Genomic DNA, 13,344 nt, shown 5'->3' on the forward strand with positions numbered 1-13,344 from the left:
TGGGCCCCGCGGGGGGCCCCCCCCCTCAAATTTTCCCCCCGCGGCCCCCCCCTCCCCCGGGGGGCCCCCCCGCGGGAGGCGGACACGGCCCGTGTGACCATGGCCCCTTCGGCACAACCGCACCTCATGGGGGGACCATGCGCACCCGTACCACCGCCCTCTCCGCCGTACTCGCCGCCGCGCTGCTCGTGCTGACCGGCTGCACCTCGTCCGGTGGCAGCCCGCAGGAGAAGGGCGGCGGCAGCGCGGCCGCTCCCGCTCCGGCCGCGCCGGGCGGCGGCGCCGGGTACCAGGGCCCCCGGCCGCAGGACCAGAACCTCCTCGCCTGGACCGGCGACCCGGGCGACGCGGGCCACGTCACCGCCCAGTCCGCGGCGGGGGTCGGGGGACGGGTCACGCTGGTGAAGATCGTGCTGCGCGAGCAGATCACCTGGTCCAACATCTGGCTGGGGCTGGCCGGCATCGACCCCAACGCCCAGCTCTCGCAGTGCTACCTCGGCGTGTACGACGCGAGCGGTACCCTGCGCGGGTCCACCGCGGACATCTCGCCCCAGCTGATGACCGACGCGATCGCCAAGCCGCTGCCGCTCACCAAGCCCTTCACCGCCGCCCCCGGCACCTACTTCGTCGCCCTCCTGCTCAACGGCACCTGGGCCACCAACGGGCTCACCCTCAAGTCCACGGGCGCCGGGATCTCGGTCAACGCGGGCCTGACCCCGCCGAACCTCCGCTACAGCACGGTGCTGACCGGGCAGAGCTCCCTGCCCGCCACCGTGAACCTCGCCGAACAGTCCACCGGCACCATCAACACCGGCTGGGCCAGCCAGTGGTACGCCGTCTCCTGAACGGGTTCCGCCGGGGCCGCGCGGCCGCGGTCCCGGCGCTTGCGGGTGCGGGGTGCGCCCGGATGGGGGAAGCTGGGCTGGAGCCATGAGGGCGGGACCCGAGCCGCGAGGAGGGCTTCGTGGACGCTTCAGCAGAGGGCGGGCTCACTCCCGCACCCAGAAGAGCCAGGATGCGCACGGCCACCCTGCTGTGCGCGGCCGCTGCCCTCGTGGCAGGTGTCGTACCGGCCTCCGCACAGACCCGCACCGCGCCCATGGACCCGGCTCCGGTCGTGGTCATCGACTGCTTCTCCCAGGCCCGCGTACGGCCCGAGGAGTACCTGCTGGCCTGCGGTGACGGAAACAACCGCCTCGTGGGGCTGCGCTGGGACACCTGGGGGCAGCGGACCGCGACGGCCACCGGCACCGACCTGGTGAACGACTGCACCCCGTACTGTGCGGCGGGCCGGTTCCGCCCGTACCCGGTCACGGTGACGCTGAGCCACCCGCGGCCCTGGCCGGACCACCCCGACATCCAGCAATACACCACGATCCGGCTGCTCTACACCGACACGTCACCGCACCCGGTCCCCAAGGACGTGACGTACAAGCTCGTCTACTGAACGGGAGCCCGGGGCGGGAGCGGACGCGGCGCTAGCCGCCGAGGCCGGCCCGGACGAGGTAGTCGGCCTCCTCCAGCAGCCGTGCCCGCCGCTCTTCCTCCCGGGCCCGTTCGACCTCTCCCCGCAACGCCAGCTCGGTGCGCAGAACGGTCGTGCGCGGCACGGGGATCCGCTGGCCGGGCTTCTCGGTGAAGGGATGCAGCTCCGCCGCCGAGACCTGGGCGTCCTGCGACGAGCCGCGGCGGAGCGAGAGGAACACCCGGGCCAGCCAGTCCGCCGGGATCTGGACCATGAGATCAGTCATGTCCGGGAAACGACGGGGCGGCCGCACCGTGACTCCCCCTCCCCCGGCCGGCTCAGCGGAAGGGGGCGGGAGCTCAGCCGTCCGCCGGTTCGTGGCACGCGGTGGAAATCGCCGACATCCACGCGACGACCGCCTCGCGCTGTCCCGGCTCCAGGCCCGCCTCCAGTGCGGCCTCGCGCCGCCGGACGGCGGGCAGCGCGTCCTCGTAGCGGGTGGCCCCGGCAGGGGTGAGGCGCACCTGGTGCGTCCTGCGGTCGGTGGGGTGGGGCGAGCGGGTGATCAGGCCGTCGCGTTCGAGGGCCGCGAGCATCTCGTTGGCGGCCTGGCGGCTGCTCCCGACCGAACGGGCCAGCTGGGCCACGGACATGCCCGGGGACGACTTCACGATCATCAGGGTCGCGAACTGCGGCACGGTGAGACCGAACTCCTCCAACTCGGCCCCGATCGCGGCCCGCATGCTGAGCCAGGCGTGACGGACCAGGAAACTCAGCACGCCCTCGTGGCTGTTGTCGCCCACGCGACGACCTCCGAACTTCTTTTGATTGACAGGAACTTGACGAGTTGCCAGGATGGCACCCGCAGAACGTCAGGTACCTGTCGATTCTAGCGCGCCGCAGCGCCGAACCCTCCCGAGCCCGAAGGCAGTCACGCATGTCGTCCTCCGCCATCCCGTCCCCGCGTCCAGAGCCGCTGTCACTTTCACGGCCGCCGGAATCACGCCGGCGGCTCATCCTGGGCGTGCTCGTCTTCGCCCAGCTGCTCATCTGGCTCGACGGCACGATCCTGTCCACCGCCTTCGAGACGCTGAGCGACCCCGCGAGCGGCCTCGGCGCCACGCCGGGCCAGCTCCAGTGGGCCACCGGCGCCTACACACTGGCCTTCGCCGGGCTGATGTTCACCGGGGGCGCCCTCGGCGACCGGTTCGGCCACCGCACCACCCTGCTCGCCGGCATGGCCCTGTTCGGAGCCGCCTCGGCCTTCGCCGCATACGCCTCGACACCGGGCCAGCTCATCGTGGCGCGGGCCGTGATGGGCGCCGGGGCCGCCCTGCTCGTCCCGGCCACGATGGCGGTGGTGAGCTGGACGTTCACGCCCGAGCAGCGACCGGCCGCCTTCGGGACCCTGTCGTCCTTCGCCGGGGTCGGCATCGCCGCGGGGCCGGTCCTGGCCGGCGGTCTGCTCGCCCGGTTCTGGTGGGGGTCGGTGTTCCTCGTCAACGTGCCGGTGGTCCTGCTCGGCCTCGGGTTCATCGCACGGTACGTGCCGAACTCCCGCAACCCGCAGGCCCGCCGCCTCGACCCGGCGGGGCTGCTCCTGTCGACCGGGGGCCTCGGGCTGCTCGCGTACGGTCTGATCCGCGCGGGTCAGGACGCCTCCTTCGCCGAGCCGCGGGTGTGGGGGTGCACCGCCGCGGGCATCGCGCTGATCGCCGCGTTCACCGTCACCGAACTGCGCATCTCCCAGCCCAGTTTCGACCCCCGGCTGCTGGCGCAGCGCCGCTTCGCCGCCGGGAACGTCACCCTGATGATGGTCTTCCTGGCGATGACGGCGAGCTCCTTCTACGTCGCCTTCTACCTCCAGGGTGCGCGCCAGTACTCGGCGTTGGACGCCTCGTTCCTCGGACTGCCGGGTGCGCTCGGCGTGATCGTCGGCTCGCCGGTCGCCGTCCGGCTGACCCGCCGGGCGTCGGTCCGCCTCGTCTGCACGGTCGCGCTGGCGGTGGCGAGCGTGGCGATGGGGTCCCTGGCGCTGTTCGACGCGACCACACCGATCATCTGGTATTCGCTGGTCGCGCTGGTACAGGGCACGGCGATCGGGATGGTGATCGCCCCCGTCACGGGCGCCGTACTGGGATCCCTCCCGCTGGAACAGGCCGGCGCGGGCAGCGCGGTCAACAGCACGCTGCGCCAGACGGGCAGCGTGCTGGGGATCGCGGCCGGCGGCACGATCACCTCGATCGCCTACCGGCACGCGATCGAGGCCTCCCTGACGGACGTCCCGGATCCGGTGCGGAGCCAGGCCCGGGTCTCGGCCGAACTCGCGCGGCACGTGGCCGCGGCGACACACGACTCCCGGCTGGCCCGGGCGGCCGACGCGGCGTTCATCCACGCCATGCACGTCGGCGCCCTCTGGACGGCGGGGTTCGCACTGCTCGGGGCGGCGGTGCTGGTGTTCGGCTTCCGCCCGCAGCGCCGCCCCCGCCCGGTGGACGGGCCGCGCCCCGCGCCCGCAACGCGTACGACGGCGCCCTGAACCGGACGCCACCCGCCCCGGGCCGGCCCCGAGCGGCCGCCGCCCGGGGCGGAACCGGCCCGCTCAGCTCTTCTTGAGCTCGTCGATGCAGAGCACGAACTTCTTGCCCGAGCTGCGCCGGGAGCCCCTCATCTGCTCCTGGTAGCCGATGTCCGACGTGCCCTGGCACTTGCTCGTGTCCAGGGTGTCGGGGATCACCTTGACCACCTTGTACGTCGCGTTGGTGGCACCGCACTTCACCACCTGGAGGTCGGGGCTCACGGTGGTCCCCTGGTTGGTCAGGCAGTCCCCGACCTTCGCCTTGTCGGCGTCGTCCTGGCTCGCGAAGTAGCCCACCACGCAGGCGATGACGACGACCACGCCGGCGATGATCTTCAGGATCTTCATGACGCCCGGGCCCCCGCTCCGGGCGGGCGGCGGGGGCGGCGCGAACTGCTGCTGCGGGAAGGGGTACTGCTGCTGCGGCTGCCCGTATCCGGGCTGCGGCGGCTGTCCGGGCCCCGGCTGCTGCGGGTACCCGTATCCCGGCTGGGGCGGGTACCCGTGCGGCGGCTGCTGGGCGTACGGGCCGGGCTGGCCGTACGGGCCGGGGCCGCCGGGGCCCGGCTGTGGCGGATAGGTCATGCGGGAAGTCCCCCGTGAGCGTGTGCGATGAGGTGTTTGACGTGCGCACGCTATATCAAGCCACTGTCACCGGCCGCATCCCGGCACCGGCCGGCCCGTGTCAGGAGCCGGCCGCGCGGAAGGCGGTGGTGCGGACCGTGTTGCCGCAGAGCGCGAACTCACTGCCGTCCGCGGGCGCCAGCTGGTAGCGGCCGCCCGCGACCCCCACCACCATCGTCGGCGCGACGAAGGGTTGCCCGCCGGCGGCACAGTAGCCCTCTCCCTCGCCCAGCACGGGCACGAAGGAGAGCTGCGCCGTGGCCCGGGCGCCGGGAGCCAGCTTCACCGGCGCCGACCGCCCCTGGCGGAGCACCTGGAGGGGCTTGTTCTTGTCCGGCGAGCCCTGGCCCGCGAGCGCCACGCTGGGGAAGCCGTTCAGCACGCACGCCTTCGGGCCCTTGTTGGTCACCGTGATCACCGCCCCGGACCCGGTCGTCCGGACACCGGTGGCGGCGACCTGCGCACTCGTGCACGCGCGAGCCGGGGCCCGCAGGGCGTCGCCGGTGGCCGCGGCCCCGGAACCGGCACCCGCCGCCAGGCCTGCGGCCATGAAGCCCGCCACGAGCAGTACGGACGAGGCCTTCATCGCGCCACTTCGCCTTGCTGTCATGGGTTGTCCTCCACGGTGTGCGGCGCGGACCGGTGCGGCCCGCGGCGCGGGCGGCACGCGAGCGCCGGAACGCCGCCCCGGAGCGTCACGAGGGGGTCGTCACCTCGGCGCCCGGGGCCTGCCTCATCCCAGCGTCCCACCAACCCGCACGATCGGCCCGCGCGGCGGGAGTCACGCCCCGGCGTGGACGTGCGCCGCCCACAGGAGGGGGGCCCGTCTGCGGTCACGGCCGGTGGGCAGGTCCTCGCCGTCCCGGACCTGCCGTACGGCCGCGTGCAGGGCACGGGCGGCCCGGTCGGGGTCGAGGGCCGCCGACTCCGTACGGAGGCCGTCGTAGAAGGCCCGGGTGATGCGGACGGCCGTCCGGTCGCCGGTCTCCCACAGGGTGCCCACGACGTGGGGGAAACCGGCGAGCTGGAGCGCGGAGGTGAGGTGCACGGCCCCGTCGAGCGGATCGGCGGCGCCGATCGCCCCGGTCTGGCAGGCGGACAGGTAGGCCAGCCTGGCGCGGTCGAGGGCCACGGGGGCGAGGCTCCGCACGGTCAGCGGGTCCTGCGCGTGGTCGTGCAGCAGCAGCCGGCTCCGTGCGGGATCGGCGGGATCGCTGGTCCCGTGGCAGGCGAAGTGGGCGATCGCGCAGTGGGGCAGCTGCGCCAGGACGTTGGCCTTCGTCGGGGCGGCGGCCGGTGCCGGCCCGGCAGGCCCGTCGGCCCGGCCGGACTCCCTGAGCACGACGCTCTGGGCGAAGCGGCCCGCCAGCAGGGCGGCCTCGGCGTCGGCGAAGGGCAGCATGCCGTCCCCGGGCAGTCCCGGCGTGGTCGGCATGGCGACGATCAGCGCCCGCCCGGCGGCGGGGTCCCCCGCCCGGAGCCGCCCGCGCCGGCGGGCGTGGCGCAGCGCCCGCACGGTGGGGGTGTAGGAGGAGACGACCCGGTCCATCACGGTGCGCCGGTACGGGTCGTCCGGCGCGTCGGTGTGATGGCCGGCGGCGTGCAGCGGGAGGAGTCCGAGCAGTCCGCCCGGCGCCCACCACAGGCGGGGCAGGTCGGTGGTGCTCCCCCCGCCTCCGGCCCGGGTTGCCACCCGGTGTCCCAGGGCTTCCAGGACCGGGCCGGCGGCCGCGTCCCACAGCCACTCCAGTACGCCGACGAGTACGGCCTGCGCCTCCTCCCGTCCGGCCGGGTCGTCCCCGGCCAGTGCCGTGTCCCGGGCCCGCCGGAAGGCGTTCACCCGGTCGATGACGGCGGTGCGGCCGAGCCCGGGCAGCGGGAGGCCGGTGACGCCCTCGGTGGTGAGCAGGAGTGCGTCGCTGCGGTGGGTGCTGACGTTGAAGACCACGATCGGACCGTGGGCCGCCTCGGCCCTCAGTTCGTCGGCGGTGGGCACAAGCGCGAAGGAGGCGAAGCCCTCCCGGGCGCGGATCTCGGCGAGGACGGCGGCGAGTTCCCGGGCCGTCCGGTGCCGGGCGTGCGCACCGGGCGCCCTGTGCGGCCGCGCAGGCACGGTGTCGTCCGCGGCCGACCCGGGCGCACCGGGCTCCCTGGGCTCCCCGGCGGAGAGCGGTGGGTCCGCGCTCCGGTCGCGTCGGTCCCGCAGCGTGCAGAACCTGTGGGCGAGTTCGGGGTGGTGCTCGCGCAGTTCGGTCACGTCACCGCCGCTCCCCAGCACCTGGCCGAGCTGTACGGCGCGGCCGGTCTCCAGCAGCCCGAGGGCGCGCTCCGCCCGCTCCCGCGCCGTTCCGCCGGGTGCGGCGAGCGCGAGCGCGGCGGCGGTGGCGGCCGCAACCGCCGCGCCCGCCGCTCCCGTCGCCTCCGCGATCGCGTCCGGCCGGTCCGGGGGCTCCGGTCGGTGCTGCGCCACGAGCGGCAGCAGGCGTACGGCCGCCTCCGCCGCGCGCGCGGCCTCCTGCGCCGCACCGGACCACGCCAGCAGACGGGCCGCGGACAGCCCCGCGCGGGCCCGGACCGCCACCGGTGACGCCTGCGCGGCCGATGCCGCGGACCAGGCCCCCACGGCGGCTTCGCGGTCCGCGGCGGTCCCGTCGCGTTCGAACCGCACGGACAGGGCGTCGCCGAGGTCGACGAGGAAGACGGCGCGCCCGGAGTCGTCGGCGGGCACGGCCTCGGCCGCCTGCCGGTGGTGGTCGACGGCTGCGTCCAGGTCCGCGGCGGCGCCGAGCCGTTCGAACCGGGCCAGGAGGGCTCCGCCGAGGTCGGACAGCAGCGTCGCGCGGTGGCGGTGGCCCGCGGGAGCCGCGTCGACCGCACGGCGGCCCGTCTCGATGGCCTCGTCGAGGTCCGCGGCGGATCCGGTCCGCCCGGACCGGATCCGCAGGACGTTGCAGAGGCGGGACAGGGCCTCGGTCCGGCCGGGATGGCCGGCGGGGAACGCCTCCGCCGCATCCCGGTAGCCGCAAGCGGCACCGTCCAGATCCGCCGCCGCCCCGGCCCGTTCGTACCGGAGGAGGAGCGCTCCGCCGAGGCTCGTCAGGACGAGCCCCTGGTAGGGGCCGTCATCCGGAGCGGCCCGCGCCGCCTGGCGGAGCAGCGTGACGGCGCCGTCCAGATCAGCCGCGGCTGCGGCCCGCCGGCCCCGGACGCGGAGGGCGTCTCCGAGGTTGAAGAGGTACATGGCCCGGCCTGGCCCCACGGGGGCCGCCGACAGCGCCTCCCGGAATCGGTCGATCGCGGCGTCGAGGTCGGCCGGGTGGCCGCCCCGGCCGAACGTGATCCGCAGTACGTTGCCCAGCGCGCTCAGGTGGACGGCCCGGTGGGGGTGGGCGGCGGGCAGCGCCACGACGATCCGCTGCCACAGCTCGGCCAGGGCGCGGAGCCGCACCGGGTCGTCCGACTCCCGCGAGGCCGGCAGCAGTTCGCAGGCGTACGCGGCCGCGCTCTCCGCGATGAGGGGCAGCAGGGGCGGGGGCAGGTCGTCGTCGCCGGCGAGGAAGCACGCGGTGAGTGCGCCGACGGCGGCCCGCAGGTCCGGCCGGTCGTGACCCGCGTCCGGGTTCGCGGGTACGGGTATCGCCTGGTGGCGGAACCAGTGGAACCAGCCGAGCAGATGACGGACGGCCAGGTCGTGCTCGCCGGACAGCAGTTCAGCGAGCCGTTGCGCGTCGCGGAGGGCGCCGGATTCCACGACCGGGGTCAGGTCCCGGTGGAGCACGACCCGCTCCAGCCGTTCCTCCATCGCCTGCAGCGCGGCCGGCCGTACGGTGTGCTCTGGGTCCCCCGCGTCACTCACGTCGGGTGATGCTAGTCCTACGATCCGTGCTGCGGCGGGTGGTTCCCCGGATACGCTCCGCGGCAGCGCCGGCGGGCCCGGACGCCTTCGGCGGGGCCGGGCCCGCCGGCGGACGGCCGGTCGGGTGGGGCGGTCGGGTGGGACGGGTCAGACGGGTTCGCGGTCCTGGGCGGCTTCCCGGGCCCCGGCGGGCCGTTCACCGCCGCCGGGGACGAACACGAACCGGGAGCCGGAGGACGCCGGGGATTCCCAGACCGACCCGATGTCGGCCATCGGCACGGCGACCGCCTCCGTGGTCGGCGCCAGCGCGGGGAGCCGGGCGAGCAGTTCGCGCAGGGCGGCGGCACGCCGGGCGCCCGAGATCGAGCCGAGTCCGCTCCCGCAGACACTCACGTCCGCCTTGCGGAACCAGGCGGACGGCACGGTCATGTCGGGCCCGGCCGCGGAGCCGACCTGCACCCACCGCAGGGTCCGGGTGAGGTCGGCGCGGTGGCGGAGGATCCCGTCGAGCGCGAGTTCGGCGGGGCGGTCCCACAGGTAGTCGAGCACGACGTCCACGTCCGCGGCGGCCGCACCGAACGCCGCCGCGACCTCCTCGTCCGATCCCGTGAGCGCGACCATGCGGTGGGCGCCCAGCGCCGCCGCGGCCCGCAGCGCCTCCGGGTCGCGCCCGGCCGCCACGACCGCGCCCGCGCCCTGGTCGAGGGCCAGTCGGATGGCGGCCCGCCCGGCGTTGCCGGTGGCGCCCAGGACGAGGACCGACTCCCCTTCGCGCAGCCGGCCCCGCTCCCGCAGCGCGATCCACGCCGAGGACGCGGGGTTCATGACGGCGGCCACGGCGACCGGATCCAGCCCGCGCGGTACGGGCATGAGCGCGGAGGCCGGTACGGCGACGCGCTCGGCCATCGTCCCGTGCGGGGGCTCCAGTCCCGGGATGTAGACCAGTTCACCGGCCGCGGTCCGGCCGACCCCGTCGAACCCGGGGACCAGGGGCAGCGCGTCGCCGCCCGTGTAGTGGCCGCCCGAGGCGAACGAGCGCACCAGCGGGTACAGCGCGGCCGCCAGTACCTCGACGACCACCTCGCCGGGCCCGGGAACGGGCTCGGGTACGGACTCGTACCGAGGCGGCTGCCCCAGGGCGTGGACCACGGCTGCGTACATGAACGGGCCCCCAAATGGGTGAATAGGCGGCATGGCGGACAGTCCGATTGTGACGGCTCCCCTGCGGGCACGCCGGCTGCGCCACGCGGCGGGGCTTCAGCGCACCGCCGTGGCGAGGCGGTGCGCGCCGCCGGAGTGCACGAACTCCGTCAGCGAGACCGTGTAGTCGCCCTCGTCGGGGCGGTACGCGGTGCAGTACTGCGTGGGGTACCAGCCGGGGACGCGCCAGGCGGCCGGCTGGGGGATGGCCTCGCAGGTGCGGTGGGCGGGGGCGGTGCGGTGCCGTTGCAGGAAGTCCCTGGTGAGCATGGGCTCCATGAAGATCAGGTCGCCGCCGTACGCCCCGTAGATGAAGGTCTGGCCGCTGAGCGTGCCCGTGGTCGGGGGCCGGCTGTCGAGGTGGGCGCCCATGGCGCCCTCCGCGGTCTGCGGGCTGCTCGCGGGGTAGCCGGCCGGCAGGTACGCGGCCGGGACGGGGCGGCCGGCTTCGGCCAGCTGGTCGCAGGCGATGAGCAGGGCGCAGCCGCCGGTCTTGATCGCTTCCCTGACCGTGCGGGGCACGAGGTAGAAGTGCACGTCGAAGTGGGCGACGTCGTAGCGTCCGTGCGGGTTGTGGCCGTGCGGGTTCCAGTTGAACAGGGCCCACTGGAAGGGCAGGCCGGCCGCGGCGGCGGGGGTCGCGGGGAGGGCGAGTTCGATGCTGTGGCCGCCGACGCATTCGTGGCTGCCGTCGACGTGTCCGTCGCCGTCGGCGTCGTAGCAGTGCTTTCCGTCGGTGGCGGCGGTGGTGGGCAGCCCGGTGACGGCGGCGGCGGTGAGGGCTATGCCCAGGGCTTTGGGGACACCGCCCTGGTACTCGCCGTACGTCCGGACGGTGCCGCCGCCCAGTGCCGCGGCCCGGCCGTAGACGGCGCAGGCCGCGCCGCCGGTGTTCGTGCCGCAGGCGGGGGTGCGCGCGGTGGAACCGGAGGGCGGGGGCGGGGCGGGCGGCTGCCCGGCGGCGGACAGGAGGGCCGCCAGCAGTGCGGCGGAGCCGAGCGCGGCGAAGGCGGTGGCGCGGGTGCGGGATCCGTTCATACGGCGACGCTCCAGGAGGAACGCGCATTGAGCGCGGTGGCGTCCACGCCGGTGACCTGGCGCGTACAGGATCTGATGCCGTCCAGCCGGTCCTCGGGCAGGACGTGGCGGATGTCGTGGAAGCCGTCCGGGGCCAGGGCTTCCACCTGGCGGAGCACCGGGTCGGGTTCGAGGCGGCGGTGTGCGTCGAGGAGCCGGGTGGTCTGCGGCCGGCGGTCCGCCTCGTACCGGGCCAGCGCCTCGTCGATGCCGTGGTGGGCCAGTTCGTACGCCAGGACGCGGGCGTCGACGACGGCCTGCGAGGCGCCGTTGGACCCGGTCGGGTACAAGGGGTGCGCGGCGTCGCCGAGGAGGACGACCCGGCCGTCCGTCCAGGCCGGCAGCGGATCGCGGTCGATCATCGGGTACCGGCCGATGCGGGGCGCCGCGGCGATGATGCCGTGGAGGTCGAGGAACTCGCTGCGCCAGCCGTCGAGGTGGGCGAGGACCTCTTCCGGGGGAACCGCGCGGTCCCAGTCGGCGGTCCGCGCGTCGTCCTCGCCGAGTCCGTCGGCGGTGCGGCTCTCGACCACCCAGTTGAGCAGGCAGCGGCCGCCCTTGCCGGGCGGGGAGACCGGATAGGCCACGGCCTTCACCCGTGCGTTGCAGCCGATGATGACCATCGTGCGCCCGTCGAGGAAGGGAGGGCCCTCGGTCACCCCGCGCCACATGCATATCCCGTTGCCGAGCGGCGGGCCCTCGTCCGGGTACATGGTCGCGCGCACGGCGGAGTTGATGCCGTCCGCACCGATGAGCAGGTCGCAGGAGAGCGGGCCCGGCCGGTCCGCCACGTACGCCCGGACGGCGGGCCGGCCCCGGTCGCGGTCGCGCGCCCGGTCCTGCTCGTAGCGTATGAGGCGGCCTCCGGTGACCAGTGCGCGCGGGCCGAGCCGGTCCCGTACGGCCGACAGGAGGATGTCCTGGAGGTCGGCCCGGTGCACGGAGTACTGCGGCCAGTTGTAGCCGGCGGCGCGGCCGCGCGGTTCCGACCAGATCAGACCGCCGTAGCGGTGGTGGTACTCCAACCGGCCGGTGGCCACGGCGGCTTTGCCGAGGGCCTGCGCCAATCCGAGTTCGGTGAGCTCCCGCACTGCGGCGGGCTGGAGATTGATGCCCGCACCGACTGCGCGCAGATTGGGGCACGCCTCCACGATGAGCACATCGTCCAGCCCTGCCGCGTGAAGACTCAAGGCCGTGGTCAACCCGCCAATTCCGGCACCGGCTATGACGATGCGCGGAGCATTCTTCCGGCCGTACGGAGACATGCCTTCTACCTCCTGGGAAAGACGCCTTCCGTTGAATGTGCGGTACTTCACCGATGAGTACAACCACGGTCGCACGCGGTCAAGATGCCCAGGTCAGCCAGGTTCGTTCACCCGATCAGACCATGGCCGAGTGCCGCCTGATGGGTGACATGGCTTTAATCAGGTGTCGGCAACAGAAAGGCTGCGACATGCATCAAGTGACGTTCGAACCGTGTGACGTCCAGCGCCTCCAGCATGCTGTTGACTACGCCCTCCACGCCTCGAAAAAGCCACTGGACGCACTCCTGCCACCATGGATACCGGGAGATCTCAAACGGGAAATCAAGAGCGGATGCGTTGTATCGCATTGTGCAACGCTACTGTTCCCGGAAACAGTGGAATCCGCTCTCGACTACTTCGGGGAAAACGGCTGGCCCGCCTCGGCCACCATACCGAGCGTGCTGGTCAAGCGCCGTCTGGTGGAGCGTCACTGGCTTCCGGCGGATGCGGACATACGGGTGACGCGGCTGCGGGTCACCTCCGGTCTGGCGCCGGAGGTCGAGGTCTTCCTCTTCCCCCGGTGCAGCCCCGGGTACACGGACGACGTGGGTGCGCAGGAGCGCGTCCACGGTTTCGAGAACCACGTCGGGCTGTTCATGGACCGGCCCGACGAGCGGGCCCTGACGCGCCTGGCGGACCGGCTGGAGACCACCGGCCGGATGGTCTACGAGGGCTCGGCGCACAACCCGCACGAGAACACCACGATGCTGTACTTCGCCCCCAGTGCCGCGGTGGCCATGTCCCGCCGGCGCTTCCCCCGGTGGGAGCTCCAGTGCGCGGGCGATCTGACGGCCTGCGCCGACCGGCGGCAGGTCCGGACGCAGGCCCTGTGCAGCGCGTACGCGGCGCTCAAGGCGAACCACGTGGACGGCGGCCCGGTGCGGCCCGCCCGCCGGCCCGTTCCGGTGGCGGTGCACGAAGGCTGACCACCGGCGGTCCGTTCACGGACTCCCCGCCCGCGCTCCCGGTGTTCCTCCGGACGCGGCGGGGAGTCCTCGCGCGCTGCGCCGGGCGGCCGCGGTGCGGGAGGGGCCGAAGTGGATGGGTGGGGCACTGATCACGCGTTCCGGCCGTTCTGATACCTCTTCAGGCCATGAAGAAGATCACCCGCCGACAGGCCTTGGGTACTGCTGCCGGCGCGCTCACCGCCGCCGGAGCGGCCGCGGCCGGCATCAAGTTCTCCCGGGCGGGCGCGGCGGGGGGGGGCGGCCCGGCGGGGGCGGCGGCGGGGGGGGCCCGC

The 13,344-nt window shown here is 74.4% G+C and carries 12 protein-coding genes; 4 read left to right on the top strand and 8 right to left on the bottom strand.

Annotated elements, in window-relative coordinates; translation table 11 throughout:
• Positions 1 to 137: 137 nt before the first annotated feature.
• Entirely contained in the window at positions 138 to 845 is a 708-nt protein-coding gene (locus tag ACFXA3_RS02760) for a hypothetical protein (RefSeq protein WP_385180936.1), read from the top strand.
• Positions 846 to 964: 119 nt separating this feature from the next.
• A complete protein-coding gene (locus tag ACFXA3_RS02765) occupies positions 965 to 1,447 on the top strand; it encodes a hypothetical protein (RefSeq protein WP_385180939.1) in 483 nt (160 codons plus the stop codon).
• A gap of 31 nt (positions 1,448 to 1,478) precedes the next feature.
• Here ACFXA3_RS02765 and ACFXA3_RS02770 read toward each other — a convergent pair whose 3' ends face one another.
• A complete protein-coding gene (locus ACFXA3_RS02770) occupies positions 1,479 to 1,751 on the bottom strand; it encodes a hypothetical protein (RefSeq protein ID WP_385180942.1) in 273 nt (90 codons plus the stop codon).
• Between the two features lie 73 nt (positions 1,752 to 1,824).
• Entirely contained in the window at positions 1,825 to 2,268 is a 444-nt protein-coding gene (locus ACFXA3_RS02775; protein WP_385180945.1) for a MarR family winged helix-turn-helix transcriptional regulator, read from the bottom strand.
• 221 nt (positions 2,269 to 2,489) lie between these two features.
• Between ACFXA3_RS02775 and ACFXA3_RS02780 the strand changes: the two genes are divergently transcribed.
• A complete protein-coding gene (locus ACFXA3_RS02780) occupies positions 2,490 to 4,004 on the top strand; it encodes an MFS transporter (protein ID WP_385180948.1) in 1,515 nt (504 codons plus the stop codon).
• A 63-nt stretch (positions 4,005 to 4,067) separates the two neighbouring features.
• Here ACFXA3_RS02780 and ACFXA3_RS02785 read toward each other — a convergent pair whose 3' ends face one another.
• From ACFXA3_RS02785 to ACFXA3_RS02810, 6 genes are all read right to left on the bottom strand, one after another.
• A complete protein-coding gene (locus tag ACFXA3_RS02785) occupies positions 4,068 to 4,628 on the bottom strand; it encodes a hypothetical protein (RefSeq protein ID WP_385180951.1) in 561 nt (186 codons plus the stop codon).
• A 100-nt stretch (positions 4,629 to 4,728) separates the two neighbouring features.
• Positions 4,729 to 5,277 (bottom strand): DUF4232 domain-containing protein, encoded by a 549-nt coding sequence (locus ACFXA3_RS02790; protein WP_385180954.1) that lies wholly within the window; start codon positions 5,275 to 5,277, stop codon positions 4,729 to 4,731.
• A 171-nt stretch (positions 5,278 to 5,448) separates the two neighbouring features.
• Positions 5,449 to 8,523: a CHAT domain-containing protein gene (locus ACFXA3_RS02795; RefSeq protein WP_385180957.1), complete on the bottom strand. Its 3,075-nt coding sequence runs from the start codon at positions 8,521 to 8,523 to the stop codon at positions 5,449 to 5,451.
• 147 nt (positions 8,524 to 8,670) lie between these two features.
• Positions 8,671 to 9,684 carry a zinc-binding alcohol dehydrogenase family protein gene (locus ACFXA3_RS02800; protein ID WP_385180960.1) on the bottom strand — a complete coding sequence of 338 codons (1,014 nt, stop codon included), beginning with the start codon at positions 9,682 to 9,684 and terminating at the stop codon, positions 8,671 to 8,673.
• Between the two features lie 96 nt (positions 9,685 to 9,780).
• A complete protein-coding gene (locus ACFXA3_RS02805) occupies positions 9,781 to 10,761 on the bottom strand; it encodes a hypothetical protein (RefSeq protein ID WP_385180965.1) in 981 nt (326 codons plus the stop codon).
• The gene (locus ACFXA3_RS02810; protein ID WP_385180967.1) at positions 10,758 to 12,065 is read right to left on the bottom strand and encodes an FAD-dependent monooxygenase; all 1,308 of its coding nucleotides are present in this window, start codon (positions 12,063 to 12,065) and stop codon (positions 10,758 to 10,760) included. Before ACFXA3_RS02810 ends, ACFXA3_RS02805 begins: the two co-directional genes overlap by 4 nt.
• 437 nt (positions 12,066 to 12,502) lie before the next feature.
• On the opposite strand from ACFXA3_RS02810, the gene ACFXA3_RS02815 reads away from it, so the two are divergent.
• Positions 12,503 to 13,030 (top strand): hypothetical protein, encoded by a 528-nt coding sequence (locus ACFXA3_RS02815; protein WP_385180969.1) that lies wholly within the window; start codon positions 12,503 to 12,505, stop codon positions 13,028 to 13,030.
• Positions 13,031 to 13,344 lie beyond the last annotated feature (314 nt).

It is taken from the genome of Streptomyces sp. NPDC059456 (genome assembly GCF_042750055.1).
Lineage (GTDB): Bacteria > Actinomycetota > Actinomycetes > Streptomycetales > Streptomycetaceae > Streptomyces.

Coding starts and splice junctions, on each gene's coding strand:
- ACFXA3_RS02760 (WP_385180936.1), top strand. CDS start 138: ATGCGCACCCGTACCACCGCCCTCTCCGCCGTACTCGCCGCCGCGCTG.
- ACFXA3_RS02805 (WP_385180965.1), bottom strand. CDS start 10,761: ATGAACGGATCCCGCACCCGCGCCACCGCCTTCGCCGCGCTCGGCTCC.
- ACFXA3_RS02770 (WP_385180942.1), bottom strand. CDS start 1,751: ATGACTGATCTCATGGTCCAGATCCCGGCGGACTGGCTGGCCCGGGTG.
- ACFXA3_RS02785 (WP_385180951.1), bottom strand. CDS start 4,628: ATGACCTATCCGCCACAGCCGGGCCCCGGCGGCCCCGGCCCGTACGGC.
- ACFXA3_RS02800 (WP_385180960.1), bottom strand. CDS start 9,684: ATGTACGCAGCCGTGGTCCACGCCCTGGGGCAGCCGCCTCGGTACGAG.
- ACFXA3_RS02790 (WP_385180954.1), bottom strand. CDS start 5,277: ATGACAGCAAGGCGAAGTGGCGCGATGAAGGCCTCGTCCGTACTGCTC.
- ACFXA3_RS02810 (WP_385180967.1), bottom strand. CDS start 12,065: ATGTCTCCGTACGGCCGGAAGAATGCTCCGCGCATCGTCATAGCCGGT.